Source organism: Sorangium sp. So ce302, from assembly GCF_051530145.1.
Taxonomy (GTDB): Bacteria; Myxococcota_A; Polyangia; order Polyangiales; family Polyangiaceae; genus Sorangium; species Sorangium cellulosum_B.
Genome location: NZ_CP150326.1, coordinates 1823079 through 1849528, shown reverse-complemented (window position 1 = coordinate 1849528; position 26450 = coordinate 1823079). Strand labels below are relative to the sequence as shown.

23 protein-coding genes are annotated in these 26450 nt (G+C 68.7%); 11 read left to right on the top strand and 12 right to left on the bottom strand.

Going from position 1 to position 26450, the window contains the following annotated elements; translation table 11 throughout:
- Positions 1 to 12: 12 nt before the first annotated feature.
- The 4 genes from WME73_RS07115 to WME73_RS07100 all read right to left on the bottom strand — a co-directional run bounded on the left by WME73_RS07115 (position 13) and on the right by WME73_RS07100 (position 3709).
- Entirely contained in the window at positions 13 to 582 is a 570-nt protein-coding gene (locus tag WME73_RS07115; protein WP_437915189.1) for a cytochrome C, read from the bottom strand.
- A 65-nt stretch (positions 583 to 647) separates the two neighbouring features.
- Positions 648 to 2801 carry a heavy metal translocating P-type ATPase gene (locus tag WME73_RS07110; protein WP_437744727.1) on the bottom strand — a complete coding sequence of 718 codons (2154 nt, stop codon included), beginning with the start codon at positions 2799 to 2801 and terminating at the stop codon, positions 648 to 650.
- Positions 2802 to 2803: 2 nt separating this feature from the next.
- Positions 2804 to 3400 (bottom strand): hypothetical protein, encoded by a 597-nt coding sequence (locus tag WME73_RS07105; protein WP_437744726.1) that lies wholly within the window; start codon positions 3398 to 3400, stop codon positions 2804 to 2806.
- Between the two features lie 48 nt (positions 3401 to 3448).
- Complete coding sequence (locus tag WME73_RS07100; protein WP_437744725.1) at positions 3449 to 3709, bottom strand: hypothetical protein; 261 nt, start codon at positions 3707 to 3709, stop codon at positions 3449 to 3451.
- 621 nt (positions 3710 to 4330) lie between these two features.
- Here WME73_RS07100 and tssC point away from each other — a divergent pair.
- The 5 genes from tssC to WME73_RS07075 all read left to right on the top strand — a co-directional run bounded on the left by tssC (position 4331) and on the right by WME73_RS07075 (position 11804).
- Complete coding sequence (tssC, locus tag WME73_RS07095; protein WP_437744724.1) at positions 4331 to 5803, top strand: type VI secretion system contractile sheath large subunit; 1473 nt, start codon at positions 4331 to 4333, stop codon at positions 5801 to 5803.
- 99 nt (positions 5804 to 5902) lie between these two features.
- Positions 5903 to 8017: a M13 family metallopeptidase gene (locus WME73_RS07090; RefSeq protein ID WP_437915187.1), complete on the top strand. Its 2115-nt coding sequence runs from the start codon at positions 5903 to 5905 to the stop codon at positions 8015 to 8017.
- A gap of 33 nt (positions 8018 to 8050) precedes the next feature.
- Positions 8051 to 8683 (top strand): glutathione S-transferase family protein, encoded by a 633-nt coding sequence (locus tag WME73_RS07085; RefSeq protein ID WP_437915186.1) that lies wholly within the window; start codon positions 8051 to 8053, stop codon positions 8681 to 8683.
- A 37-nt stretch (positions 8684 to 8720) separates the two neighbouring features.
- Complete coding sequence (locus WME73_RS07080; protein WP_437744721.1) at positions 8721 to 9032, top strand: RICIN domain-containing protein; 312 nt, start codon at positions 8721 to 8723, stop codon at positions 9030 to 9032.
- Between the two features lie 333 nt (positions 9033 to 9365).
- On the top strand, positions 9366 to 11804 hold the full coding sequence (locus tag WME73_RS07075) for a right-handed parallel beta-helix repeat-containing protein (protein WP_437915185.1): 2439 nt from the start codon (positions 9366 to 9368) through the stop codon (positions 11802 to 11804).
- Between the two features lie 217 nt (positions 11805 to 12021).
- On the opposite strand, the gene WME73_RS07070 is transcribed toward WME73_RS07075, so the two are convergent.
- Positions 12022 to 13335 carry an extracellular catalytic domain type 1 short-chain-length polyhydroxyalkanoate depolymerase gene (locus WME73_RS07070; protein WP_437915184.1) on the bottom strand — a complete coding sequence of 438 codons (1314 nt, stop codon included), beginning with the start codon at positions 13333 to 13335 and terminating at the stop codon, positions 12022 to 12024.
- Positions 13336 to 13809: 474 nt separating this feature from the next.
- Here WME73_RS07070 and WME73_RS07065 point away from each other — a divergent pair, with 474 nt between their 5' ends.
- On the top strand, positions 13810 to 14037 hold the full coding sequence (locus WME73_RS07065) for a hypothetical protein (protein ID WP_437915183.1): 228 nt from the start codon (positions 13810 to 13812) through the stop codon (positions 14035 to 14037).
- A 162-nt stretch (positions 14038 to 14199) separates the two neighbouring features.
- Positions 14200 to 15756 (top strand): hypothetical protein, encoded by a 1557-nt coding sequence (locus WME73_RS07060; protein WP_437915182.1) that lies wholly within the window; start codon positions 14200 to 14202, stop codon positions 15754 to 15756.
- Between the two features lie 5 nt (positions 15757 to 15761).
- Here WME73_RS07060 and WME73_RS07055 read toward each other — a convergent pair whose 3' ends face one another.
- A complete protein-coding gene (locus tag WME73_RS07055; protein ID WP_437915181.1) occupies positions 15762 to 16118 on the bottom strand; it encodes a hypothetical protein in 357 nt (118 codons plus the stop codon).
- Between the two features lie 69 nt (positions 16119 to 16187).
- On the bottom strand, positions 16188 to 16463 hold the full coding sequence (locus WME73_RS07050) for a hypothetical protein (RefSeq protein ID WP_437744716.1): 276 nt from the start codon (positions 16461 to 16463) through the stop codon (positions 16188 to 16190).
- 269 nt (positions 16464 to 16732) lie between these two features.
- Here WME73_RS07050 and WME73_RS07045 point away from each other — a divergent pair, with 269 nt between their 5' ends.
- Both WME73_RS07045 and WME73_RS07040 read left to right on the top strand, forming a co-directional pair.
- Positions 16733 to 17125, top strand: coding sequence for a family 43 glycosylhydrolase (locus WME73_RS07045; RefSeq protein WP_437747952.1), 393 nt, complete (start codon positions 16733 to 16735; stop codon positions 17123 to 17125).
- A 283-nt stretch (positions 17126 to 17408) separates the two neighbouring features.
- On the top strand, positions 17409 to 18896 hold the full coding sequence (locus WME73_RS07040; protein WP_437915180.1) for a UxaA family hydrolase: 1488 nt from the start codon (positions 17409 to 17411) through the stop codon (positions 18894 to 18896).
- Between the two features lie 40 nt (positions 18897 to 18936).
- Here WME73_RS07040 and WME73_RS07035 read toward each other — a convergent pair whose 3' ends face one another.
- From WME73_RS07035 to WME73_RS07015, 5 genes are all read right to left on the bottom strand, one after another.
- On the bottom strand, positions 18937 to 20214 hold the full coding sequence (locus WME73_RS07035; protein ID WP_437917360.1) for an MFS transporter: 1278 nt from the start codon (positions 20212 to 20214) through the stop codon (positions 18937 to 18939).
- Positions 20215 to 20416: 202 nt separating this feature from the next.
- Positions 20417 to 21547, bottom strand: coding sequence for a mannitol dehydrogenase family protein (locus WME73_RS07030; RefSeq protein ID WP_437744714.1), 1131 nt, complete (start codon positions 21545 to 21547; stop codon positions 20417 to 20419).
- A gap of 17 nt (positions 21548 to 21564) precedes the next feature.
- Positions 21565 to 21693: a hypothetical protein gene (locus WME73_RS07025; protein ID WP_437915179.1), complete on the bottom strand. Its 129-nt coding sequence runs from the start codon at positions 21691 to 21693 to the stop codon at positions 21565 to 21567.
- A gap of 38 nt (positions 21694 to 21731) precedes the next feature.
- A complete protein-coding gene (locus tag WME73_RS07020; RefSeq protein ID WP_437744712.1) occupies positions 21732 to 22745 on the bottom strand; it encodes a zinc-binding alcohol dehydrogenase family protein in 1014 nt (337 codons plus the stop codon).
- Positions 22746 to 22940: 195 nt separating this feature from the next.
- Entirely contained in the window at positions 22941 to 23972 is a 1032-nt protein-coding gene (locus tag WME73_RS07015) for an amidohydrolase family protein (RefSeq protein ID WP_437915178.1), read from the bottom strand.
- 690 nt (positions 23973 to 24662) lie between these two features.
- On the opposite strand from WME73_RS07015, the gene WME73_RS07010 reads away from it, so the two are divergent.
- Together WME73_RS07010 and WME73_RS07005 are read left to right on the top strand one after the other, a co-directional pair.
- Positions 24663 to 25751, top strand: coding sequence for a PfkB family carbohydrate kinase (locus tag WME73_RS07010; RefSeq protein ID WP_437915177.1), 1089 nt, complete (start codon positions 24663 to 24665; stop codon positions 25749 to 25751).
- The gene (locus WME73_RS07005) at positions 25748 to 26419 is read left to right on the top strand and encodes a bifunctional 4-hydroxy-2-oxoglutarate aldolase/2-dehydro-3-deoxy-phosphogluconate aldolase (RefSeq protein ID WP_437744709.1); all 672 of its coding nucleotides are present in this window, start codon (positions 25748 to 25750) and stop codon (positions 26417 to 26419) included. The genes WME73_RS07010 and WME73_RS07005 overlap by 4 nt, the downstream gene beginning before the upstream one ends.
- Positions 26420 to 26450: the final 31 nt, after the last annotated feature.

Below are 26450 nucleotides of genomic sequence, written 5' to 3'. Positions count from 1 at the left end.
GCGAGGGAATGACTACGGCCTGCTCTTCGGCTGCTGCGGGACCATGAGGATGTACGGCGTCGAAGGCTCCTCCTCCGGCGGCGCCGCGCGGGGCGTGGGGACGCCCTTCTCACCGAGGCTCCGGATGAAGCGGTACATCGCGACGAGGTCGCCCTCGTGCAGAGTGACGTAGTTGAGCCATGGCATCGGCGGCCGGCCGGCGGCCTCGCGGAACATCCGCACCCAGGCCTCCTCGCTGAGGTTGTGGGCGGAGATCCGGAGGTTCGCCGCATAACTCGTCCCCCACGGACCTCGGTAACCGACGTCGCTGCCCGTCAGCCACTCCGAGGTCGGGAGCCTGCCGCCCGATCGGTCCCAGCCGGGCGTATGGCAGTCGTTGCACCCGCCCACGAGGATCAGGTACCGGCCGGCCTCCTCCGGGCTCCCCGCCGCGACGTGCGGCGAGGCAGGCGCCCGTGACACGGCTGCACAGCCGATCAACGCCAGGAGCGCCGCGCCGGGCAGCCACTGCACAGTCCGGCGCCCCGCGCGCGCCCGGTCCGCGGCGGACGATCTCGATCCGCCGCGCGTCTCGCTCTGCATTCCAACCATTCCATTCCCCGTGCAGCGCGCGTGCCGGGCTGCGGCGCGGCGCGCGGACGAGCGCGCTAGGGGCCGACAGCGCGGGCCTTCCTGCGCGGCGCCCCCATGAGCGGACGGAGTCCGTTCACGCAGGCGAGGACCGCGGAGCCGTTGTTCATGAGCGTCGCCGCGACCGGGTTGAGGAGCCCGGGGATCGACAGCGCGTACGCGACCGCGTTCACGGCGAGGATCATCGAGAAGTTCTGGTGGATGAGGCGCATCGCGGCGCGCGAGATGTCGATCGCCTCGACGAGCTTCGACAGGTCGTCCTCCACGAGGACGACGCCCGCCGTCTCCCGGGCGATCTCGGCGCCCGCGGACACGCTGATGCCGATGTCGGCGTACGACAGCGCCGGGGAGTCGTTGATGCCGTCCCCGACGACCGCGACCGTGCGGCCCTCCTGCGTCAGCCGGCGCGTGATCTCCGCCTTGTCCTCGGGCAGCATCTCCGCGAAGTACCGGGTGATGCCGAGCTCGAGCGCGACCTGCCTGGCCACCTCGCGGCTGTCGCCCGTCAGCATGACGATATCCTCGATCCCCCGCGCGCGCAGGCTGCGGATCGTGGCGCGGCTCTCGGCCCGGATGGCGTCGCGGCAGGCGAGCGTGGCGACGTGCCGGCCGTCGACGGCGAGGAAGAGGAGCGATTTCGCCGCCGCCTCGAGCGCCTTCCTGGCGCCGGGCTCGGCGCGGCAGGCGACGCCGAGCTCGTCGAGGAAGCGGGGGCTGCCGAGCTGCACGACCTTGCCGAAGACCCTGGCCTGCACGCCCCGGCCGACGAGGTAGCGGGACTCCTCCCGGTCCGGGATCGTCAGGCACCACGCCTCGGCGAGCCGGAGCACGGCCTGCGATACGGGGTGGGTCTGCCGCGCGGACACCGCGGCGGCGAGGGTCGCCGCCTCGCGCGCGGACAGGGCGTCGTGGACGAGGAGGTCCGTCACCTCGGGGATGCCGGAGGTCAGCGTGCCCGTCTTGTCGAACACCACGGTCGACACCTTCGCGAGCTTCTCGATGTAGGCGCCGCCCTTGATGAGGATCCCACGCCGCGCCGCGGCGTTCATCGACGCGAGCACCGTCGTCGGGGCCGAGACCCGCGGGCCGGTGCCGAAGTCGATCGTCAGGATCGCGGACACGCGGCCGAGGTCCCTGGTCGCGGCGAGCACGACCGCCGAGCAGGCGAGGGCCGGCGGGACGAGCCGGTTCGCCACGAGCTCGGCGTAGTTCTGCGCGCGCGTCTCCAGCGCGGGCGCGTTCTCGATGAGCCGCGCCGTGCTCGCGGCGGTCGTGTCGCCGCCGACCCGCTCGGCGCGGATGTACAGCTTGCCGTCCTTGATGACGGTCGCCGCGAAGCAGCGGTCGCCGGGGCCCTTGAGCACGGGCATCGACTCGCCGGTCAGCGTCTGCTGGTCGACGAGCCCCTCGCCGTCCGTGACCGTCCCGTCGACCGGGATCACCGAGCCGGTGTAGACGACGAGGACGTCTCCGGCGGCGAGCTCGGCCACCGGGATCTGCACCTTCGCGTCGCCGCGGACCACCCACGCGAGGTCCTGCTGGTACTCGAGCAGGCCGCTGATCGCGCGCCGGGCGCGCGCCTGGGTGAGATCGCGGATGTGGTCGCCGAGCGTGACCAGCCAGATGATGCCGGCCGCGTTGATGGCGTTTCCGGTCGCCACGGCCGACGCGATCGCCAGGCTGTCGAGCAGGTCGACGTTGAGCTTGCGGTCCCGCACCACCGAGTCCCAGGCCCTCTTGAGGATGGGCGCGGACGTCGCGGCGATGAACGGGTACGCGAGCAGCGGCGAGACGAAGCTGCCGAGCGAGAGGACCATGCCGACGCTCGACAGGTAGAGCGGGCGCTTCGCGAGGGCGGCCGCGCGGCGCGCCTCTCGGGCGGCGCGCGCGGCGCGCAGCGCCCCCCGCGGGGCCGGCGCGGCGGAGGCCGAGGCGGCGGCGCGCACGATGGCGTCGAGGTCGACGTGCCGCGGGTCGTGCTCGACGACGGCGCTCGACGCGCCCTCGGCGATGCGCACGGACAGGACCCCGGGCACGGCGGTGAGCCCCGCCTCGAGCAGCGGGCCGAAGGCCGCGTCCTTCCCGAGGCGCGGGAGCAGCAGGCGGACCCTGCCCGGGATCGCATGGACCACCGAGACCGGCTCGGTCGCGGTCGACAGGAGCGCGGCCATCGTCACCCCGCCTCGCCGCCGGTGGGTGCGCCCGCGCCCGCGCTCACGCCCGCGAAGAAGCTCTGGATACGGCCGTGGTTCAGCACCACGAAGAAGTCGACCCCGTACTTCACCAGGGTGATCCAGTGGGGCATGGCCGGGGAGCGCCGCAGCAGCACCTGGAGCATCCCGGACCCGACGAGGAGCGCCGGGACCAGGAGCTTGAGGTCGACCTGCGGCGGCGGGACGACCTGCGACGCCGCGTTCAGCCTGTCCGCGGCCTGGACGACGAGGCGCGCCGTCCGGCCCGGGCTCGGCGGCTCGGCGGGCGCCGCGCAGGGCGAGGGCGTGAGCCCATCGATCGGGCGACAGCTACAACCCGAGAGCTCGGGGATGTGCGCGAGCTCGGAGAAGACGTCCTCCAGCGGGACATCGGGCTCGTGCTCGACCGTGAGGCTCCCCGCCCACGCGCTCGCCCGCGCATCGACGACGCTGGGGCAGGCGCGCGCCAGCTCCGCGATCTCCTCCGCCCTCGCCGGGTCCCTGCGCAGCGCGGGGACGGCGAGGCGCACGCGCCCTGGAACCCAGTGGATGATGACGACCCCTCGATCGCTCGGCATGGCTCACCTCCCGGCCCGCGAGGCCGGGTCACCGGAACATTCCACTCGTCAGCTCCCGGGCGGCTCCATCTCCGCGCGCGACCACCCCTGCGCGCCGCCCGAGCCGGCGCGCTGCTCCTGGCGCGCCATCTCCTCCCTCACCTCGGCGACGAGGTCGGCGAGCCTTTCCCTGCCCTCGCCGAGCGCGCCCCTGATCGCGTCCACGGCGACGAAGCCTAGCTTCATGGCCCTCTTGACGGTCGGACGGGTGATCCTCGTCAAGCTGGTGAGACCTATCCCGATGATGATGCCGAGCCCGAGGCGTTCCATCCCGACTCCTCTCCTCGAAATCCACGACCCATGGCGCGCCTTGGCGCGCCGAATGCCGACGACGCGCGGACGCGCGCGATGCCGACGACGCGCGAAGGCGCGCCGGATGCTGACGACGCGCAGACGCGCGCCGAAAGGCAGAGAATCTGGATCACATAGGCACGGGGCACACGGAGAGATAGAGACAGGCGATGTCCGCTGTCCCGCCGTGTTCCCACTGCCCGTTTCACTCGGTCCCGAGCCGTTCGGGGCGCTGGCGCCGCGCGGCGCCGCGCGGCCACGACCAGGACGGGCGTCGACGCGGGGGCGTCGGCGCCTGTTCCGGGAGTGCGAGAGGGAAGACTCGAACGAAAGCCCTTATGTCTTCGGCTTCCGTGGGAGCACCCACATGTGATTTGTAACACTGCAGTCGCGCCATCGCCATGGGCTTTTCATGTCCGGTCGACACCTGACTCGCGTGCTGAGGGAGCGTTCCGCGCGGGCGTCCGAGGCGCGCCGAGCGGGCGTTTCTCCTGTGGCAGCGCCGCGCCATGCCGCCCCGGGCCCGGGCGGGGCGGGGCGCGCGGGCGCCGGCGTGTCCGTCGCTTCCAGCCGGCGAGCGACCGTGGTAAATTTCCGGACATGCAAGCGGGGCAGCACGAAGAGCCGGTGATGGGGAGCAATGGCTCTCTCCTTGCGGAGCTCCTGGCGGAGACGAGGGTCGCCCCCACGAGCGGCGCCTACCACGATGTGAAGCGGGGCGTGGAGGCGGTGGTCGGCAAGGTCGCGGGCCGCCCGGAGGCCGGCGCGGCGCTGGACAGCGCCCTCATCGACCTGTGGATCGCGGAGATCGACCAGCGGCTGTCGCGGCAGATCGACGAGATCCTGCATCACCCGGTGTTCCAGCGCCTCGAGGCCGCGTGGCGCGGCCTGAAGTTCGCCATCGATCACATCGACTTCCGGGAGAACATCCGCGTCGAGATCCTCAACTGCTCGAAGGACGATCTGCTCGCGGATTTCGAGGACTCGTCCGAGGTCGTGAGGAGCGGCCTCTACAAGATCGTCTATTCGTCGGAGTTCGGCAATTTCGGTGGCAAGCCGTTCGGCGCCGTCATCTCGAACTACGAGTTCGGCCCCGTGCCCCAGGACATCGCGCTCCTCCAGAAATGCGCGGCGGTGGCGACGATGGCGCACGCGCCCTTCCTGGCCGTCGCGGGCCCGCAGTTCTTCGGGCTCAAGGACTACCGGAAGGTGCCGCACCTAGGCGACATCAAGGCGCTCTTCGAGGGGCCGCAGTACGTGAAGTACACCGCGTTCCGCGAGTCCGAGGACGCGCGCTACGTCGGCCTGCTCCTCCCCCGCTTCCTCCTGCGCCTGCCCTACGGGGCGAGCACCGCCCCCATCCGGGCGTTCTCCTACGAGGAAGACGTCGTCGGCAACCACGCGGCGTACTGCTGGGGGGCGCCCACCTACGCGATGGCGACCCGGCTCGCCGAGAGCTTCGCGCGCCACCGCTGGTGCCTGCACATCATCGGGCCGCAATCCGGCGGCACCGTCGAGGGGCTCACGCTCCACGAGTACGAGGCGCTCGGCGCCATCCAGACGAAGATCCCGACCGAGATCATGCTGACCGAGCGCCGCGAGTTCGAGCTCAGCGAGGAGGGCTTCATCGGGCTCACGTTCCGCAAGGACACGGACAACGCCTGCTTCTTCTCCGCGAACTCGGCGCAAAAGCCCAAGTACTTCGGCCAGAGCGAGGAGGGGCGCGCCGCCGAGGTCAACTACCGGCTCGGCACACAGCTGCCTTACGTCTTCCTCGTCAGCCGGCTCGCCCACTACCTCAAGGTCATGCAGCGCGAGCAGATCGGCACCTGGAAGGAGCGCGGCGACCTCGAGCGCGAGCTGAACAGCTGGCTCAGCCAGTATGTCGCGGACATGGATGTCGTGTCGCCCGCCGTGCGCTCGCGCAGGCCGCTCCGCAAGGGGCGGACGTCGGTGACCGAGGTCGAGGGGAGCGCGGGCTGGTACCGGGTCCACCTCGAGGTGCGCCCACACCTCAAGTACATGGGGGCCTATTTCACGCTGAGCCTGATGGGCAAGCTCGACCGGGAGTGAGGCCGGCCCGCTCCGGGCGGATGCGGGCGCGAGCGCGCGATCCCGCGGCGGGCGGCCATCGCGGGCCCGCGCAACGGCCGGCCTGTGGTAGAGCGCTGTATGCGCACGCTCCGACAGCCTGCCGCTCCCCTCGCGCTCACCGTGGCCCTCTCCGCGCTGGCGGCCTGCGGCCCCGCCGCGAGCCCGCCACCGGCGCTCCCGCCCCCCGCCGTGAAGGCGCTGATGCCGCCGGCGCCGCAGGGCCTCCCTGTCGTCGAGACGAAGCTCGAGAGCGTCGGGCTCGACGAGGCCGCGCTCGATCGATCGGCGAACCCCTGCGAGGACTTCTATCAGTTCGCGTGCGGCGGATGGCTGGCGAAGACCGAGATCCCGGGGGACGAGTCCGCCTGGATGCGGAGCTTCAACGAGATCGAGAAGCGCAACGAGGCGGAGCTCCGGCGCATCCTCGAGGACGCCGCGAGCGCCGGCGACCGGGATCCGGTGACCAAGAAGATCGGCGCCTACTACGGCGCGTGCATGGACGAGCCCGCGGTCGAGGCCGCCGGCGCGAAGCCCATCGCGGACCTCCTCGCGAAGGCGCGGCGGGTGCGCGACCCGAAGGGCCTCGGGGCGCTCGTCACCGAGCTCCACCGCCGCCGGATCTGGGCGCTGTTCGACATCGAATCCGCGCAGGACATGAAGGACGCGACGCGCGTCATCGCGCAGCTCGACCAGAGCGGGCTCGGCCTGCCAGACCGCGACTACTACCTCAACGAGGACGACAAATCGAAGGCGCTCCGGAAGACCTACGAGGAGCACGTCGCGCGGATGATGCGGCTCGCCGGGGCGCAGGAGGCGGCGGCGAAGGCGGCGGCGCTCGACGTCGTGCAGATCGAGACCGAGCTCGCGAAGATCTCGAAGACGCGGGTCGAGCGGCGGGATCCGGCGGGCCTCTACAACAAGCTCGACCGGGCGGCGCTCGCGAAGGCAGCGCCGGCGTTCCCGTGGGACGCGTATTTCCAGGGGCTCGGCCTCCAGGACGCCAAGGAGGTCAACGTGACCTCCGTCCGGTTCTTCGAGGGGCTCTCCCGGCTGCTCACGTCGGTGAAGCCCGCCGCGTGGCAGAGCTACCTCTCGTGGCACGTGGTGCGCTCCATGACGCCCGCGCTGCCCAAGGCGTTCGTCGACGAGAGCTTCACGCTGCAGGCCGCGCTCACCGGGCAGAAGGAGGTGCGGCCACGCTGGAAGCGCTGCGTGGACGCGACCGATGACGCGCTCGGCGAGCTGCTCGCGCAGCCGTTCGTCAAGACGAGCTTCCCCGGCGCGAGCAAGCCTGCGGCCGAGGCGATGGTGCACCAGATCAGCGACGCGTTCGCGCGCAACGCCCGGGCGCTCGACTGGATGGATGAGGGCACGCGGCAGCGCGCGCTCGCCAAGCTCGCCGCGATGGCGTACCTCATCGGATATCCCGACAAGTGGAGGACCTACGATTTCGAGGTCGATCCGCGATCGTACGCGAAGAACGCGCTCGCCGCGCGCGCCTTCCACACGCAGTGGGACCTCGGGAAGATCGACAAGCCGCTCGATCGCGACGAGTGGCAGATGAGCCCGCCCACCGTGAACGCCTATTACGACCCGCAGCGCAACCACATGGTCTTCCCGGCCGGCATCCTGCAGCCGCCGTTCTACAGCGTGAGCTCGGCCGCGGCGGTGAACCTCGGCGGCATCGGCATGGTGGTCGGGCACGAGCTCACGCATGGGTTCGACGACGAGGGCTCCCAGTTCGACCAGAAGGGCAACCTGGAGGACTGGTGGTCGAAGGAGGTCGGGGTGGCGTTCAGGGAGAAGACCGCGTGCGTCGAGGCGCAGTACTCGGCCTTCGAGGCGCTGCCGGGGCTGAAGCTGAACGGCAAGCTGACGCTGGGCGAGAACATCGCGGATCTCGGGGGCGTGAAGCTCGCCTTCATGGCGTACCGCGCGATGCGCAAGGGCGCGGCGGAGCAGACGGTCGCGAGCGGTTTCACGGAAGATCAGCAGTTCTTCCTCGCGCACGGGCAGTCCTGGTGCGGCAAGCTGCGCGACGAGGCGCTCCGGCTGATGGTCCAGGTGAACCCGCACTCCCCGCCGCGGTTCCGCGTCAACGGCCCGCTCGCGAACCTCCCGGAGTTCGGCGAGGCCTTCAAGTGCGCGCCGGGCACGCCGATGCGGCCGACCAGGACGTGCGCTGTCTGGTAGCCGCGCGCGGCAGGCTCGGTTAAACGAGCCGCCATGATCCTGATTGGCCAGTACGACTCTCCCTTCGTGCGCCGCGTCGCCGTGGCGCTCCAGCATTACGGGCTCGCGTACGAGCACCGCCCGTGGTCGGTGTGGGCCGACGCGGAGTCCATCGCGAAGTACAACCCGCTCCGGCGGGTCCCCGTGCTCGTGACGGACGCCGGGGAGCCGCTCGTGGAGAGCGCGGCGATCCTCGACGCCCTCGACGACCAGGTGGGGCCCGATCGCGCGCTCCTGCCGCGCTCGGGCGAGGCGCGCCGCGCCGGGCTGCGGGTCTCCGCGCTCGCCACGGGGCTCGCGGACAAGGCGGTGAGCCTGCTCTACGAGCACGTGCTGCGCACGGGCGAGCGCCGGAGCCCTGTCTGGGTGGAGCGCTGCACCGCGCAGATCGGCGAGACGCTCGACCTGCTGGAGCGGGAGCGCGCCGCCCGGCGCGGCGACACCTGGTGGCTGGGCGCCTTCAGCCACGCCGACATCGCGGTCGCCTGCGCGCTGCGCTTCGCCTCCGAGGCGCACCCGGCCCTCACCGACGCCGCGAGGCGGCCGGCGCTGGCCGCGCACGCGGCGCGCTGCGAGGCGCTCCCGGTGTTCGCGGCGGTGGTGCAGCCCCTCCACGTGGCCGTGTAACCCCGCGTGCCAGGAATCACCTGGCCATCGACCGCCTGTGAACTGCATTGGATCGGGCTGCTTCCGACTGACCAACGTCAAGAGCGGCAAGGTGCTGGACGTCCCCGACGAGTCGACCACCGACGGGATCGCGCTGAAGCGATGGACCAACCACGGCGGCGACAACCAGGCGTGGCTGCCATCGTCGATGGCCGAGCTGGTCCTGTGCACGAGCACCGCCCAGGTCCCCCGGAAAACACGAGCTCGCGCGAGCCGGGCTCGCGGGACAGCTAACGCGGGCGCCTCGGCCGGCCGCCGCTGCGCACCGCTCCGGATCGAGGACATCCGCGCGCCGGTTCATTTCGATTGACGCCAGCCGTGTGAACGTTCACATTTTACGCCAGGTATCCTTTGGCGTTGCCCTGGATAGGTGCGTCATGCGCACCGGGCCTTTCTCATTGTGCGCGTTCGCCGTGCCGGTCGGGCTGCTGGCTCCAGGTGAGGCGCATGCAGGGGGAGGAGCGTGCCGGCGCCCGTGCTCGGTCGGCATCTCTGCTTCGCGACGTACCGCTGCTTCGCGAGGCTCTGGCAGGGCTCGCGGCAGCGTCGCTGCGGGTCGGTTCCTCACTGAGTTGACGTGTTCTGGAAGCGGCGCGGTGCTCCGCGTGGGCGGCTGGCTCACCTTCCCTTCGAGGCAAACATCATGCGTGAGAGTCACGATTCCACCGTTCGTCACCTCAAGCTGCTGGTCGCCGCATCCCTGACGGCGTTCGCTGGGTTGGCTGCCTGTTCATCGGACGGGACGAGCCCCAACCTGGCCGGCGGCGGCAGCTCGGCTGGCGGCAGCGCAACCGGCGGAGCCGACGCCACTGCAGGAGCCGGAGGAGCGGCAGCGGACGGGGGCGGCGGCGGCGCCGGCGCGATGGCCGGTGGCGGAACGGGCGGCGGCGGCGGCGGCGAGGTTCCAGACGAGACCGGGACGCGGCAGGCGGCGTACTACGTGTCGCCTTCCGGTAGCGACGACAATCCAGGCACGGCCAGCGCGCCGTTCGAGACGGTCACCAAGGCGCGCGACGCCGTCCGCACCCTCAACGCCAACATGACCGGCGACATCTACGTTTACCTCCGAGGTGGCACGTACAGCCTCACCGACGCCATCGCCTTCGCGCCGTCGGACTCGGGCACGAATGGCCATCGCATCTACTATCAGGCTTACCCCGGGGAAAAGCCCGTTTTGAACGGCGCGACGAAGGTGACCGGATGGACGCCGGACGCAGGCAATATCTACAAGGCCAAGCTGGACCGAACGACGAAGCTGCGCAACCTGTACGTGAACGATGCTCGTGCCCTGATGACGAGCAAGCGGGTCACGTCGCGCGGAGGGGTCGGGACGTACAGCGTGACGGCCGGGCAGCACAGCTGGGCTTGGGCGACCGGCAGCGGCAGTGACGGCGCCAAGTACGACCTCAACGCGGTACCTGCCATCGCCAGCAACAAAGACGACCTCGAGATCGTGAACGGCACCACCTGGAACGAGAATATCGTTTGCGTTCGTGATGTCATCACCACGCCAGACAACCTCCGCGCGCTGCTCTTTCAACAGCCCTACGGCGCCATCGCGCAGACCCCCGGCTGGAATTCGGGCTTCAGCGTTTCTGGTTCCCACACGATTTACAACGCGCGCGAGTTCTTGGACTCACCCGGTCAGTTCTATTTCGACAAGACGACCGGGACCCTCTACTACTACCCGCGGCAGGGCGAAGACATGGCTCAGGCCGACGTGCAGGCGCCGATCGCAGAGAAGCTGATCGACATCGTCGGCGCCTCCAGCGCTAGCCGCGTCAAAAACCTCACCTTCCAGGGCATCACCTTCGCCAACACCGACTACAACCTATACAGCGTGGACGGGTCGCGCGGCAAAGCGACGGTACAGGGCGCCACCATCTACGTCGCTTACGGCGACGGCAACTGGCACAACAGCAAGTACGAAATCATCGACACGCTGCCCGGGATGATCACGGTCAACAACGCCGACTCGATCAACTTCATCGGCAACGTGGTGAAGCACAGCGGCAACGAGGGCATTTCCTTCATCAACGACGTCGTGAATTCCAGCATCGTCGGCAACCACATCACCGACATCGCCGGCAGCGGCATCACGGTCGGCCACCCGCAGCACCTGTACGCGGGCGACTCCGGCCCGCACCACAGGTTCGGCCCGGGTGTCGAAGGCGTCTGTAAGAACGACACCATCAGCAACAACCTGCTGTACGACGTGAGCTCACTGCCGGGTTTCGGTGGCCATTCGGGCATCACCGCGTTCTTCGTGGATGGCCTGAAGATAACCTACAACCACATCCAGAAGACGGCCTATAACGGCATCAACCTGGGCTGGGGCTGGCGGAACTTCCCCGACTCGACCACCTGCAAAGACAATGCGATCAACAACAATCGCTTCATCGACACCTTGAGCAGGCTACACGACAGCGGCGCGGTCTACACGCTAGGTCAGATGCCGGGCACGACCATCAACGAGAACTACGTCAAGGGCATTCCGCCCGCGACGAGCGGCCCCACGTACGGCCTGCACAACGACGAGGGCAGCGCGCACATCACGCAGAACGACAACGTGCTCGACATCGACCCCGGCGTAAAATACACGATCAACTGCGAGGATTTCGGGGCCAAGCACCACCTCACCATCCTGAGGACGTACGCCACCGTGAACAAGATGGGCATCAACCCACCCGATAGCAGGATCGACCCGCCGGTCGCGGTTCCGGACAACATGTGGCCTGCAGCGCAATACGAAATTTGCCTGAGCTCCGGCATCCAGGAAGAGCACCGGGGCATCATCCCCAGCAGGCTGCTCGCGGTTCAAGACTACGTGTTCCCGGCGAGCGCCTCGGTGGCATCCGGCACCAAGACAATCAAGATCAGGAGCACCGGCGCGGCGGCCAACGCCGTCTGGCTCGCGCCGGCCGGCACCGGCACGTTCACGGAGGGCGCGACGATGACGAAGGCGGCGGGGGACGCGACGTCCATCGCCGTGCCGGCCAGCGCCGGAACGTACAACCTGCATGTGGTCGATGCGCAGGGCGAGAAGCTCGGTGAATCGGCGGCGCAACTGCGGGTGCGCTGACGTGCCGCGGTGGGCGCTACAGCAGTGGCGCCCACCTTGCTTCCCCGACCGGCCGTAGCAGCGGGCGCCGGCGAGCGAGGCGACCTCGAGCGTACGCTGAGCTCGGACGCGCCGCGCCAATCTCCGCAGGTTTCGCCGCCACCGAGACCTCCCGTCGACGAGCCACCCTCTGCGTCCTCGCCGCTACCACTCTCCCCTCGGTGGTCCCGGTTCAGGTTCACCCCACCGCCGTCCTCCGACGACGACGGATCAAGGTCGAAAGTGCAACTGCCAGAGCAACCAGGGAGGTCCCGACGGACTCCCCCGAATCGACCCTGCCGACCGCGCACGATCCAGAATCAGCGCTACCGGCCGGGCCACCAGCCGTGACGGCGCCACCCGTTCCACTGCTCCCGCCGCTTCCGCCTGCGGTGCCGCTTCCGCCTGCGGTGCCGCTTCCGCCTGCGGTGCCGCTCGACCCCGTGCTCCCGGCGGTCCCGCCGCTCATGCCGCCCTGCCCCTGTCCGCCACCCCCACCCTCTCCACCGGTTCCGCCTGCGCCGCCGCTTCCGCCCGCCCCACCGCTGCACTGCTCTATCTCGGGATCGACCGGCCCGGTCTTGTCGAGACCGAGAAAGGGGATGACGTACTCAGCCGGGAATAACGCGTCGGAAGGGCCGTGATCGCCGCCAATCGAGGTGAACGCATCGAGGACCACGTAGCCGCACTCATTCTCCCAGCGCTGCCGCGTCGCATCGTGATTGCCGAGCCGGACTCCCGTATCGGTCGACGTCGGGCTCGCGCCCACGCCCAGGACGTTGGTCCATTGCTTGATGGCCTCCGTGTGGTTCGGGTACCTGATGATGGTGTCCGCGTCGCCGTGGAAAAGCTGCAGCCGCGGGCGATGTCCCGCATACCCCGGGGCCAGCGTACGGGCGATGTCCCCCCACTCTTGCGCTGTGTGGGTCACCGAGCCGCCCGCGCACGCTCCGCTATATCCGCCGTTGTTGCCTGATTCGTTGGCTGCGCGGCACCCGGCCGGCATGCCCGCGAACGCGGCGCCTGCCTTGAAGACGTCCGGGTAGAGGGCAAGCAGGAGCTCGGTCATCATGCCGCCGGACGAATCTCCCGTCGCATAGACGCGATCCGCGTTGCCTCCGTACGTGTCGAGCGCGTACTTCACCATCTGCCTGATGGCGTGACTGTCGCCACCGCCTTCGCGCGTGCGAGTCTTGTCCGAGACGACGTCCCAGCATCTTCCGCTGCTGGGGACGACCATGATGAAGCCATGGTCGTCCGCCGCGTCGACGATGCCCCCGCCCCGCGCCTGACCAAACACTGCACTGGCGGTCCCGCCGCAGTAGTGCACCAGCGTCAGAATCGGAGGATTCTGCGCCACGCGGTCCGGGACATAGACGTACATGCTCACGTCACCAGGCAGACCGCTCACCTTCCAGTCGTTGATCTGCTGCAACGTCGCCGCTCCCGCGGAGGGTACCGGCCCCAGCATGGCTGCCAGCAAGGCGCCCCAAGCAGTCCAATTTCGGCTCATGATGGAGTCCTCTCCTGTGTATAAATTTGCTCTCTCGAACCAAGCAAGGCTGCGACGACATGACGCCGGCGATGTCAATGGCGAATCGCAGCGCTCACCTCAGGTGACAGAAGGTTCCGTACGCGATCCGCCTTCCTCTTGCCGACGATGGCGAAGCAGACCATCCGGACGGAGTCGGCGCCGAGATCCATCGGATGACGAAGATCTCCGTGTTCACGACGACCCATCCATGGCGAAGCAAAAGGATACCGATCGGGTCGATTGTGAGCGTTCACATAGACAACGTCAATTCCAATCGACCGGCCCGCGGTGTCCTCCAGCCCGAGGGAGAAGAGGGTACCTCGGCGGGGGAACACGTGTGGATGGCCGCGCGAGCAGCTCTACAGGCGTCACGATGCGATGCGTCGCTCCCCCGGGCCGGGTACTTCATCCGCTAGGCCACCTCGCCGCTCCTCGGCACCGCTGACGAGGGCGATGCCCACGTCCGCGCCGGCGAGCGCGGGCGCGTCGTTGATGCCGTCGCCGACCATCCCCCCCATGCAGCTCTACCGAGCGCCAGATACGGCCGCCCGGCGCGTCGTGCCTGGCCACTTCGCGAGCAGGCTCGAGACCACCTGGGCGAGCCGCGTCGGACCTGCGTCGAGGTGGATGGGCTCCAGGGGCACGGCGGCCGTGAGCCCGTCGCCGGGCTATTTCGGTTGACGCCGCTGATGTGAGCGCTCACAATTGCTCACGAACCCCCTTTTGCTTTGTCCAGGACAGGCCGTCGTGCGCGCGGGGCGCTCGTCCTCGGATCGATCCCGGCACGGCTCCGCTCGCTCGGTCATCGCGGACAAGCAACTACGCTCGAAACCGAGGAGCGAGATGGCACGTCTGGGAAGCAGATCGAGAGCACGATTCCTGGTGGCGCTCTTCTGGACCTCCGGGTGCAGCGACCCCGTGACGACGACGGGCGGAGACGCAGGACCCGATGCCGAGCCCCCCGCGTGCTCCGAGGGCACCTGGGATCACGATGGCGATAGCGCGACGAGCTGCGTCGCATGGACAGGCTGCACCGCAGGCACCTTCGCGAGCGCCGAGGGCTCGCCTACGGCGGACCGGCGGTGCGCGGCGTGCCCGGAGGACACCTTCAGCGACACGACGAACGCGCCGAGCTGCAGGATGCACACGCCCTGCGCGCCGGGGACGAGGCAGACCGCGCCGGGGACGAGCGCCACGCCCGCGCAGTGTGACGGCTGCTCGCCGGGCACGTACTGCGCGGGCGGGACCGCCGCGCCTGTGGATTGCGCGGACGGCACCTGGGACGACGACGCCGATCCCGCAACAACATGCGTCGCGTGGACCGACTGCGTGCCAGGGGAGCTCGTCGGCACGGAGGGGAGCAGCACCACGGACCGCAGCTGCCTCACGTGCACGAACGGCGAGCACACGGCCACGATGAACGCAACCAGCTGCTCCCCGGGTGCCTGGGTGCTGAGCTACTTCGGGCCGCATCAGGACGTGGCGAGCGATTCGCTGCATCTCGCCTACAGCACCGACGGGCTTCAGTGGTCGACCCTCGCCAATGGACAGCCTGCGTACCAGCTCACCGGGATGGGCACGAATCACATCCGAGATCCGTTCCTGTTCCGCAAGAACGATGGAACGTACATCTATATCGCCACGGACTGGACGCTCTCGGAGAACGACTCGAACTACTGGAACCATCCGAGCTCCAAGGTCTTCGTGGCGGACTCGACCGATCTCATCACCTTCACGAATCCCCGGTTGATCACGCTCACGAACCTTCCGGGCCCCGAGGCCGCCCCGATGCACGCCTGGGCCCCGGAGGCTTATTACGACCCCGATCGCAAGCTCTATGCGATCATCTGGTCCGGGAACGACACCACGGGCGCGAACCGCATCTACGTCAGCTACACCGAGGACTTCGTCACCATCGTCAACCCGACACCCGACGTGCTCTTCGACCCGGGCTACAGCGTCATCGACGCGACGATCACGCAATGGAATGACCGCAACTACCTCTTCTTCAAGGACGAGACGGACAGCAGCGGGAGCGCGCTCACCGGATCGGGCAAGGACATCCAGATCGCGCGCTCCTCGACGCTCGCGCTCGATCCGGCGACGTTCACGCGATGGAGTCCGGACTACATCACGCGCGGGTCGACCCAGAGCAGGAGACGAGCGACGGAGGGACCGTTTGTCATCAAGGATCCGCGGCAGAATCGATGGTACCTGTTCGCCGACTACTACCTGAACGGCGGTGTGTTCGGGTGCTGGAGCACGACGGATCTCGACGCGGATCCGGGCTCTTGGACGGAGCTCCCGAGCGCGCAGTACCGCTTTCCGTCCGGCGTGCGCCACGCGAACGCGGTCCGGGTCACGCAGGCGGAGCTCGACGCGATCATCGCCCACTACTGAACATCCTACCGGACCCACGGATGGGTAGAGTTTCCCCTTATCATGCGCGCACCGAGATCTTGCCATCCAGAGTGCACTTCCCTCTCTGCGCCACGCGTTGCGCTCACGGCGGCAGCTTGCGCCTTCGCCGCACTGCTCGTGGTGGTCGGGTGCTCGGATGGGCCCTCGACCGATGCGCCGGTCGCGTCGACCAATTCATTGCGGATCATGACGGCGGGCGCAGCGCTCAGCACCTCGGAGTCCGGCGGGCGGGTGACCGTGAGCGTGGCGCTCGACGGCGCGCCGAGCGCGCCGATCATGGTGCCGGTCTCGAGCTCGGATGCGACCGAAGGCTCCGTGTCACCGGCGACCATCTCCTTCACGGTGGAGGATTGGAGCGTCCCTCGAGAGATCACGGTCACGGGGGTGGACGATGCGGAGAGCGACGCGGATCAGTTCTTCCGCGTCCGCTTCGGGCCCTCGGTCTCTGCAGACCCAGCGTGCGACGGCCTCGTCGCGGCGTCCGCTGACATCACGAACACGGACGACGACGGCCCAGGGACGGCAGCGATCGTCGTCAGCGACCCGTCGGGGCCCCTCGCCGAACGCGGCGCGCCCGTGACATTCACCGTGCTCCTCGCATCGCAGCCGAGCGCGCCCGTGACGATCGCCCTCAGCGTCAGCGACACGACCGAGTCGACGCTGAGCCATGCGGGCCTGACGTTCACGGAGGCGAACTGGAACGCGGCGCAGACCGTGACCTTGAGCAGCGTCGATGACTGGGTGGCCGACGGAGCTCAGCCCGTACGCGTCGTCTTCGACGCACCTGTCAGCGAGGACCCCGCGTATGCGGCCCTCGCCGCCCCCGCTGTTCTCGAGCTCTCCAATCTCGACGACGACGTCGGAGGGGGTTACCAGCTTCGCACGACGCACAAGGAGGACGCCCCGCTCTACGTCGCGCACTCCTATTATCACGCGATGATCACCCACCTCGACGATAGGGCAAACAACCAGCTTCCTGGCGACTTCCAGTGGGCGGGTCTTCATCAGCTACTCAGCGAGCGCGACGGACGACCGCTACTGCCTCGGCCTGCTCACGGCGAGCGCGACGGACGACCTGCTGAGCGCCAGCTCGTGGACGAAGAACGAGAATCCAGTGTTCGTCAGCGCAAACGGGCTGTATGGCCCGGGCCACAACTCGTTCACGACCTCGGCGGATGGATCGATCGACGTGCTCGTGTACCACGCGCGGAACTACGAGAAGATCACGGGGGACCCGCTCTACGACCCGAACCGTCACACGCGCGTCCAGCGGCTCGAATGGAACGCAGACGGAACGCCGAACTTCGGCGTACCGCTCCTGAACGGCGCGAATACGATCGGCGACTGACTGTTTCGCGGAGGAATCGAGCACGAGCAGCGAGGTGGGGAGCTCAGCGCGAGGCGGTGAATTTCACGATCGCATTCCCGCTCGATCGTGAACGAAGCGTCGTTGTTCTGCATCGTACCGCCGTCGACCGTCGCCGCGCGACGCACCGCGCCGCAAGCTCGGGCGGGGACAGGCGGTCTTCGTGCAGCATCAGCGGCCTGGCCATGGTGGTTCCTCGCGACACGCATCCTTGCTGCGTCGCGCAGACTTGCCGCGCCGAACGACACGGGTTACCGTCGATGACATGAGCTTGGCAGCCTCCCTGTTGCAGATCGATCCCCGAGATGATGTGGCCGTCGCCGTGCGCGGCATAACCGCAGGTGATTCGGTGGCCGACGCGATCACCGCCCGCGTCGACATCCCGGCCGGGCACAAGGTGGCGCTGCGCGCGATGGCCGCTGGCGAGCTGGTGCGGAAGTACGGCTGGCCAATCGGGCGGGCGACGGTGGACATCCAGCCGGGCGACCACGTGCACACGCACAACCTGGCCACCGCGCTCTCCGGCCTCGACACCTACGCCTACGAGCCCACGAACCCTGAGCCCCTTCCCGCCACCGAGAACCGCACCTTCATGGGCTACCGGCGGAAGAACGGGCGGGTGGGCACCCGCAACGAAATCTGGATCCTGTCGACGGTGGGCTGCGTCTCGCGCACCGCCCAGAAGGTGGCCGCCGAGGCGGACAAACGCTTCAAGGGCCGGGTGGACGGGGTCTACGCCCTTACCCACCCCTTCGGCTGCTCCCAGCTGGGGGGCGACCTCGAGGCCACCCGCCGGATGACCGTGGCCCTGGCCGGCCACCCGAACGCGGGCGGAGTGCTGATCATCGGCCTGGGCTGCGAGAACAACCAGCTCGGCCCGCTCCTCGAGAGCGCCGCGCACATCGATCCCGATCGCCTGCGGTCCTTCACCGCCCAGACGGCCGAGGACGAGCTCGAGGCGGGCCTCGAGGCCGTCGAAGAACTGGTGAGGATCGTCGAGCAGGACCGCCGCGAGCCCTGCCCCGCCTCGGACCTGGTGATCGGCCTCAAGTGCGGCGGCTCGGACGGCTTCTCGGGGCTGACCGCCAACCCGCTGGTGGGCCGCATCTCTGACAAGGTCTGCGCCGCCGGCGGCTCGGCCATCCTGACCGAGATCCCGGAGATCTTCGGCGCCGAGCGCCTGCTCATGACCCGCGCCGAGAGCGAGGCGGTCTATGAGGAGATCGTCGGCGTGGTGAACAGCTTCAAGAGCTACTTCATCGCCCACGGCGAGCCGGTTTCGGAGAACCCCTCGCCCGGCAACATCGCCGGCGGCATCACAACGCTGGAGGAGAAGTCCCTGGGCGCGGTGCAGAAGGCCGGCCGCGCCCCGGTGACCGAGGTGGTCCACTACGGCGGGCAGATCCGCGGCACGCCGGGCGTGGCTCTGCTGGAGGCCCCCGGCAACGATGCGGTCTCGTCCACAGCGCTCACAGCCGCCGGCGCGACGGTCATCCTCTTCACCACCGGCCGGGGCACGCCCCTCGGTTTCCCCGCGCCGACCCTCAAGCTCGCCACCAACTCCAGCCTAGCCCAGCGCAAGCAGCGCTGGATCGACTTCGACGCCGGCCGCATCGCTTCGGGCGAATCCATGGACGCGGCCGCCGACGCCCTGATGGACCTGGTGTTGGCCACCGCCTCGGGCCGTCCAACCCGCGCCGAGGAGAACGGCGAGCGCGAGATCGCACTCTGGAAGCGGGGCGTCACCCTGTGAGCCGAAAGCGCCTGTCGGAGGCCAGGCTCGGCCTCCTCGGTCAAACTCCGGGCTGGGGTACCTCGCGGCGATCGGTGCCGACCTGGAGCGGCTCGATCTTGCCGACGATGACGAGATAGCTGAACGCGCCGAGCAGGCAGAAGCCGCCCGCCACGACGAGCGGGATCGTGAACGATCCCTTGGTCAGCGAGAGCATCACGCCGGTGAACGTCGTGATGACGATGCCGGCCAGATTCGACGCGAAGTTCTGGATGCCGCTGATCGAAGCCACATGGCGCGGCGTGGGCGCGACGTCGCCGGGGAGGGACCAGATGCTGGCGCCGGCGAACGCAAGGCTCGCGTAGGAGATGCCGAAGAAGGCGAGCATCAGATGGATGTTGGAGGTCAATGCCGACAACGTGATCGCCGACGACACCAGCATGCCGCCGACCATGCAGGTCTTGCGTGCGGCGGTGAGGCTCCAGCCACGGCGATAGAGCGCGTCGGAGACGAAGCCGCCGATCCAGCCGCCCGGAATCGCCATCAGCGCGGGGATCATGCCGAGCGTGCCGAGCGACTTGAGCGAGAAGCCGCGCGTTTGCACGAGGTAGCTCGGGAACCACGTGATGAAGAAGTAGTTGGTGAAGTTGAGGCAGAAGAAGCCGAGCATCATGCCCCAGAGCGTGCGATGGCGGAAAAGCGACGCCCACGTCACGTTGTTTTGCGCGTCCTCGGCGGGCGCTGCGTGGACGACGTCCTGCTCGCCCGTCATGTCGCCATGCGCGGGGCTGCGGTAGATGACGACCCAGCCGAGGATCCACACCGCGCCGAACAGGCCCGTGATGATGAAGGCCGCCTTCCATCCGAGCGTGTCGATGATGAGCGCGACGAGGGGAATCGACAGCGCCGAGCCGACGCGCGCACCGCTGTCGAAGATGCCCGTCGCGAGCGCGCGCTCGCGCGGCTTGAACCACTGGCTCACGAGCTTGGCGCAGGCCGGGTAGGCGCCGGCCTCGCCCACGCCGAGCAGCAATCGGTAGCCGAACATGGCCGCGACGCTCGACGCCCCGGCGGTCGCCGCGGTGAAGAGCGACCACCAGCCGACGGCGATCGGCAGCGCGATGCGTGCACCCACACGGTCGACGAACCAGCCGAACGGCATCTGCATGAGCGCGTAGGTCCAGAAGAAGCCGCTCATGATAAACCCCATCTGGGCGGGGCCGATGCCGAGCTCCTTCTCGATCTGGGGCGCCGCGACCGCGAGATTGGCGCGATCGATGTAGTTGATGGCGACGGCGAGAAAGCACAGGAAAAGCACGACCCAACGCATCTTCCTCATCTGCATGTCTCCTTGGATACGGTGTCTGTTCGTGCAATCGGCAGCTCTCGCGCGCTGCCCATCGAGCGGCGCTGCCTTGCGGTACGTTGCGCGGGCGGTGCAACGGCGACTGCATCGGGTTGTCGTGGTTATCGGCGCGGCGATCGCGGCGGCTCGCGCGGCCCGTCGATTGCGCGAAGCCGCCCGTGGCAGCCTCACCTGCTCATGCGGGCGCGGCCGTGCAAAGCGCCGCGTGCAGCCGGGGCTGATCGAGGTTCAGGCCGAGCTCGCGCGCGAGCTCGATCACGGGCCCGAACCGGCGTCGCTTCTTCTCGCCATGGTTGCGCGCGATATCGGAGAGCCGGTGATCGAGGAATGGGTTCTGGAAGCGCTGGCGCACCTCGTCGAGGTAGGCGCGCGCGGCAGCACCCTTGCCGAGCGCATCGAAGACGGGCACCACCTCGTCGCGCCAGAGCGCTTCGAGATCGGCGCGCAACGCCGGATCGCGCATCGCGTGCAGCGTGTTCTCGTCCGCGGGGCGCCCGTCCAGCTGCCAGCGCTCGGCGAGGTAGGTGTGCCCGAGGTTCAGCAACAGCAGCTTCAAGCGTTCGTAATGGATCAGGTCGTCCGTCACGATCATCGCTTCATGCTGGCACGGCAGCACCATCCCCTCGCGCCGCTCGATCGCCCAGAGCGCGTAGGGCTCGGCAACCGCGCCGACGGGACGGATCGGCTCCGAGACGATCCGGTCGACGAGCGAGTTCACCCAGATGCACGTGTGCTCGATGTAGCTCAGGAACGCGGCATCGGCGCCCCATTGGCGCGCGACGCCGGCGACGAGCGCACGCAGCGTGTCACCGTTGTTCGAGACGAGCTCGCAAGGCAGCAGCGTGAGCGGCGCGGCGCCCGCCTCGAAGCGCGCGCGCAGCAGGATGACGAGCTTCGCGGCGAACCCGCGCGGCACGCCCGCGCCGGGCGCAAGCAATGTCGCCGTGTCCTCGGGCAAGCAGACGTATCCGCTGTCGCTCGTGTTCGAGATCACGACGCGCGCATCCTTCGCGAAGCGCTCGCGCACGAGCGGCCAATCGGTGTTCGCATCGAGCGCTTCCGTGATCGAGCTGCATTCGATCGTCGTATCGACGACCTCTTCGCGGCGCAGCCCCCGGATCCGCACGGGGTGACGCCCCTGCGCGCGCAGCGCGTCGATGCGCGCGCGGCTTTCGGGGTTCGACGTGGTCTGCACCACGGTGATGGTCCCGAGCGCGCAGCCGGCGAGAAGCGCCTCCGAGATGAAAAGGTCCGCGTGAGCCTGCAGGAATCGGCTCGTGCCGAACTGAAGAATCGGATTGCCCATGTCAGTGCTCCGGCGGCTCAGCGGGCGCGTACCCACGCGAGGCTCGTGTGGGCGAGGCTCCCGGTCGCGCTCGGCGACACGGTCGACTCGGGATCGTTCTTCGAGAGCAGGTTCTTCATCCGCAGAAACTGGTGGATCGTCTTCATCCGAAATCCCTTCAGTGAAGGCGCCGAATCGCGCACGCTCACGACATACCCACCATGATCTTGGAGGTTTGACCGGGGTGGGCAGCCCAGTCAGCGAGCGCCTCGGGCACGCCTTCGATGGGGATCGATTTCGAGATCAAAATGTTCGGGTCGAACGTGCGTCGCTCGAAGAAGGCGATCACGTCCGAGAACTCGTTCAGGCAGTTGCGCGAGCCGAGGATGTCGAGCTCCTTCATCACGAACAGCCTGGTCTCGTAGCTCACCGGCTCTTTGCCGTACCCGATGTACACGACTCGGCCGCAAAATTTCACCCAATCCACCGCGTTGCGGTAAGTCGCGGTCGCGCCCACGGCTTCGATCACGACATCCGGCCCGTCGCCGTTCGTCAGGTCCATCACGCGCTGGCGTGCATCGGCGTTCCCGAGCACCGCCTCTCGCGCGCCGAGCGCCTTGGCGAGCGCGAACTTTTCGTCCTGCGTGTCGAGCGCGATCACGCGCGCGCCGCGGCTCACCGCGCCGGCGACGGCCCCGAGCCCCACGCCGCCGCAGCCCATCACCAGCACGGTCTCATCGGCCTCGACGCGCCCCCGCGCCGCGGCGTGAAAGCCTACCGAGAACGGCTCGACGAGCGCGAGCTCCGTGAGGCTCAACTTCCGTGACGTGAAGAGCTTCTGGTACGGCACGGCCACGAGCTCGGTCAGCGCGCCGTCGCGCTGTACGCCCATGGTCTTGTTGTCGCGGCAGGCGTTGCGCCGCCCCGCGCGGCACGAGGGACACCCGCCGCACGCCGTGTACGGCGTGAACGTGACGTCGGTACCGACGCGCCAGTCCGCCTCGACGCCCGAGCCGAGCTCCACGATCGTGCCGGCCACCTCGTGCCCCAGCACCCGAGGGTACGTCACCATCGGGTTCTTGCCCAAGAACGTGTTCAAGTCGGAACCGCACAAACCGACCCGTTGCACGCGGATCAACACCTCATCGTGCGCCGGTTTGGGCTCGCGGATCTGGCTCACCTGTGCAACCGACGGACCGGTGATCGTCAGGGCTTTCATGCTGTCATTGCCTCACTGAGCGACTTCGTTCACTCGCGGCTTTCACGGCGCGCTCCGCAGCCGGGGCCGCTTCGTTCTGCCAGAGAACAGAGCGCCATGTCGAATGGCCGAAGCCGAAGCGACGTGGCGTTGCTCTACGATCCGTGAGCGGGGCGGCAGGCGCCGCCTTCGCCGTGGCGCTCGGGACGCCGCTGTTCAGGGGTGACGCGCGTAGAACTTTTGCGCATTCTTGTACATGACCTTGTCACGTGCTTCCTGACCAAACTCCTTGAGGTAGAGCTCGGCGATCTCGATTTCCGAAGCGAGGCTGCCACCCATGTCGACCACGGGCCAGTTGCTGCCCCAGATCAGCCGGTCTTCGCCGAAGGCCTTCATCAGCACGTCGAAGTGCGCCTTGTACGCCGCGAGGTCGGTCGGCGCCTTCCAGGGATCGTCCTCGGTGGCGGCCGGGTTGTACATGTCGAAGAACGACGAGAACTTGATGTAGATGTTCGGGTGCCTGGCCAGCCGCTGCATCGCGTCGACCCAAGCCGGATCCGGCGTCGGCCCCTTCGCGCCCGCCAGGTGATCGATGATGATACGGAGCTTGGGCACCGCGGTTGCGAGCGCCTCGACCTTGTCCTTCGGGTTCAGGGTGCCGCGGCTGATGATGTCGAGGGTCATGCCCTTGGCCGCGAGCTCCTCCAGCGAGGCGAGTTGCTTGGCGTCGAGCGCCAGCTTCGGGCTCCAGAGGAAGCCGCGAATGCCGACCACGCGCGGGTCCGCGACGAGGCGCGCCAGATCGGCGCTGAAGCTCGGCGAGCCGATCTCGAGCTGCGCGACGAGGAACTTGAAGAAGTCGTTGCCCTTCGTCGTCTCGAGGACCTTGAAGTTGTCGTCGACGACGGGGCTGGCTTCGACGATGCCGGTGCCGATGATGCCATTCTGCTTCGCGATGGCTTCATACTCCGGGGGCAACACGTCGCGGTAAATCGGCTTCTGCTTGGCTTCCGGCCAAACGACGCCGCCCGGACGCGTGACCTGGTAGAGATGGATGTGCGTGTCGAGGATCGGACCACGCTGCTTCGCCGGCACGGCCAGCGGGGCCGCCGCTTTGCTCGTGTCGCCCGCCGTCTCGGGTGGCGTCGCGGTGGTCGCGGAAGACGACGCACACGCCGCGAGCGGCGAGAGCGTCATCATCAGGCACAACTTGGCGAAAGTCGTCGGAATACTCGTGAGTATTTTCATGGCGGAGTTTTTTTTGAGTCGGTGCCGAACTCGATCCCGAGTGCGAAGGAGTCGCTGCCCATGACGACCCCCTCAGGGCAAAGTCGAAGAATGAGGCCTCAATGTGAACGTTCACATAATCGGTGTCAACACCAATCCGTCCCTCCGGCCAAGCTCGGACTCGGGTGGCGGGCAAGTCTCCTCCGGAGCGGCGCGACAAGAGAGGCGGGCACCGGGCCGCGGTCATGTTCGATGTGGATTGCAATTTCCAATCAGATCGCCCCCCGGCCAAGGGCCTATCCCAGGAGGGAGCATCTGGGATCTGGGGAGACTCGGAGCGCCGAACAAACCGGACCGAGCCGGGCGCCCGAGGGTGGGTGCAGCGCTGGGCGCGACGAGTATTTTGGTTGACACCTGTAATGTGAACGCTCACAATTCGTCTTGGGGCTTCCTTTCGCTCTCCCCTGAGCAAGCCGTCATGCGCGGCGGCCCTTCGTCCCTGGGACCGGGATCGATCTCTGCACCGACTCCGTTCGCCCGGTTGTCGTGGGCGCGAGCAATGGTGAGGTCGCGAGGGCATCGCCCCGGGCTGGGCTCGAGGTCTCACCTGCGACCCGCGCGCGTACCGGTTCACTGGGAATCTCAGCCGCGGGGGGAACGGGAAAGCGCTGGTCGTCGACGGCGGCTGGATGAGCCGTCGAGGAGAAGAAGATGCAGATTCGCAGTGCAAAAGGTTGCCAGTGGGACCAGGTGAGCCTCGGCGAGGTGATGCTGCGCCTCGACCCGGGTGAGCGCCGCGTCCACACGGCGCGGACGTTCGACGTCGGGGAGGGCGGGGGAGAGTACAACGTGGCGCGGGGGCTCCGGCGCTGCTTCGGGCTCCGCACCGCCATCGTCACGGCGCTCGCGGACAACGCCGTCGGGCGCCTCATCGAGGACCTGATGCTCCAGGGCGGGGTCGACACGTCCTTCCTGCGCTGGGTCGACTACGACGGCGTGGGCCGGGACGTGCGCAACGGCCTCAACTTCACCGAGCGCGGCTTCGGGCCCCGCGCCGCCGCCGGCTGCTCGGACCGCGGCCACAGCGCGGCGTCCAAGCTCAGGCCCGGCGACGTGCCGTGGAAGACCCTCTTCGGCGAGCGCGGCGCGCGCTGGTTCCACACCGGCGGCATCTTCTGCGCTCTATCGGAGACCACGGCCGGCGTGGCGCACGAGGCCATGGAGGTCGCGCGCGCGCACGACGTGCGGATCTCCTACGACCTCAACTACCGGCCCTCGCTGTGGAAGAACTTCGGCGGCCAGCGGCAGGCGCGCGAGGTCAATCGCGCCCTCATGCCGTACGTCGACTGCGTGTTCGGCAACGAGGAGGACTTCGTCGCGGGCCTCGGCTTCGAGGTGTCCGGCGTGGACAGCAGCTACAGCCAGCTCGACACGAGCGGCTTCCGCCGGATGATCTCCGAGGTCGTCGCGGCGTACCCCAACATCGCGGTCGTCGCCACGAGCCTCCGGACGGCCAAGACCGCCAGCGTGAACGGCTGGGGTGGCATCCTGTACTACAACGGCGAGTTCCACGAGGTCCCGCAGCGAGACATCGAGATCCTGGACCGCGTGGGCGGCGGCGACTCGTTCGCTTCGGGGATCATCTATGGCCTCTTGACCGAGCAGAGCCCGCAGTGGGCAATCGAGTGCGGCGTCGCGCACGGCGCGCTGGCGATGTCGACCCCGGGGGACACCTCGATGGCGTCGCTCGCCGAGGTGCGGAGGGCCATGAGCGGAGCCGGCGCGAGGATCGAGCGATGAACAGGGAGCAAGTCGTCCGCCGCATCGAGGAGATCGGCATCGTCCCCGTCGTGCGCGCGCCGAGCGGAGAGCTGGCCGTGCGGGCCGCTCGCGCGCTGTGCGCGGGCGGCATCGAGGTCATCGAGATCACGATGACCGTCCCCGACGCCCTGTCCGTCATGCGCGAGATCGCCTCGCGGATGGGGGACCACGTCCTCGTCGGCGCGGGCACCGTGCTCACCGCGGACGCGGCCCGCAGGTGCATCGAGGCCGGCGCCGAGTTCATCGTGAGCCCGGGGCTCAACCTGGAGGTCATCCGCGCGGCGCACGATCTCGGGAAGGCGGTCTTCCCGGGGGCGCTCACGCCGACCGAGGTGATCACCGCGTGGAACGCCGGCGCCGACACGGTGAAGCTGTTCCCGTGCTCCGCGATGGGGGGCGCGAAGTACCTGCGCGCCCTGCGCGCGCCGCTCCCGGAGGTGAAGATGATGCCGACCGGCGGGGTCAACCTGACGACAGCCAGGGATTTCATCGAGGCCGGCGCCGTGGCGCTCGGGGTCGGCGGCGAGCTCGTGGACGCCGCGGCGCTCGCGGCGGGCAAGGACGAGGTCCTCACGGAGCGCGCGCGCGAGTTCATGTCCGTGGTCAGCGCCGCGCGTGCAGAGCTCGAGAACAGCGCGCGGGCGTAGAGAGGAGAGCGCCAGTCCATGGAGCGCACAC

Coding starts and splice junctions, on each gene's coding strand:
- WME73_RS07115 (WP_437915189.1), bottom strand. CDS start 582: ATGCAGAGCGAGACGCGCGGCGGATCGAGATCGTCCGCCGCGGACCGG.
- WME73_RS07110 (WP_437744727.1), bottom strand. CDS start 2,801: ATGGCCGCGCTCCTGTCGACCGCGACCGAGCCGGTCTCGGTGGTCCAT.
- WME73_RS07105 (WP_437744726.1), bottom strand. CDS start 3,400: ATGCCGAGCGATCGAGGGGTCGTCATCATCCACTGGGTTCCAGGGCGC.
- WME73_RS07100 (WP_437744725.1), bottom strand. CDS start 3,709: ATGGAACGCCTCGGGCTCGGCATCATCATCGGGATAGGTCTCACCAGC.
- tssC (WP_437744724.1), top strand. CDS start 4,331: ATGCAAGCGGGGCAGCACGAAGAGCCGGTGATGGGGAGCAATGGCTCT.
- WME73_RS07090 (WP_437915187.1), top strand. CDS start 5,903: ATGCGCACGCTCCGACAGCCTGCCGCTCCCCTCGCGCTCACCGTGGCC.
- WME73_RS07085 (WP_437915186.1), top strand. CDS start 8,051: ATGATCCTGATTGGCCAGTACGACTCTCCCTTCGTGCGCCGCGTCGCC.
- WME73_RS07075 (WP_437915185.1), top strand. CDS start 9,366: ATGCGTGAGAGTCACGATTCCACCGTTCGTCACCTCAAGCTGCTGGTC.
- WME73_RS07070 (WP_437915184.1), bottom strand. CDS start 13,335: ATGAGCCGAAATTGGACTGCTTGGGGCGCCTTGCTGGCAGCCATGCTG.
- WME73_RS07065 (WP_437915183.1), top strand. CDS start 13,810: ATGCCCACGTCCGCGCCGGCGAGCGCGGGCGCGTCGTTGATGCCGTCG.
- WME73_RS07060 (WP_437915182.1), top strand. CDS start 14,200: ATGGCACGTCTGGGAAGCAGATCGAGAGCACGATTCCTGGTGGCGCTC.
- WME73_RS07040 (WP_437915180.1), top strand. CDS start 17,409: ATGAGCTTGGCAGCCTCCCTGTTGCAGATCGATCCCCGAGATGATGTG.
- WME73_RS07035 (WP_437917360.1), bottom strand. CDS start 20,214: ATGAGGAAGATGCGTTGGGTCGTGCTTTTCCTGTGCTTTCTCGCCGTC.
- WME73_RS07030 (WP_437744714.1), bottom strand. CDS start 21,547: ATGGGCAATCCGATTCTTCAGTTCGGCACGAGCCGATTCCTGCAGGCT.
- WME73_RS07025 (WP_437915179.1), bottom strand. CDS start 21,693: ATGAAGACGATCCACCAGTTTCTGCGGATGAAGAACCTGCTCTCGAAG.
- WME73_RS07020 (WP_437744712.1), bottom strand. CDS start 22,745: ATGAAAGCCCTGACGATCACCGGTCCGTCGGTTGCACAGGTGAGCCAG.
- WME73_RS07015 (WP_437915178.1), bottom strand. CDS start 23,972: ATGAAAATACTCACGAGTATTCCGACGACTTTCGCCAAGTTGTGCCTG.
- WME73_RS07010 (WP_437915177.1), top strand. CDS start 24,663: ATGCAGATTCGCAGTGCAAAAGGTTGCCAGTGGGACCAGGTGAGCCTC.
- WME73_RS07005 (WP_437744709.1), top strand. CDS start 25,748: ATGAACAGGGAGCAAGTCGTCCGCCGCATCGAGGAGATCGGCATCGTC.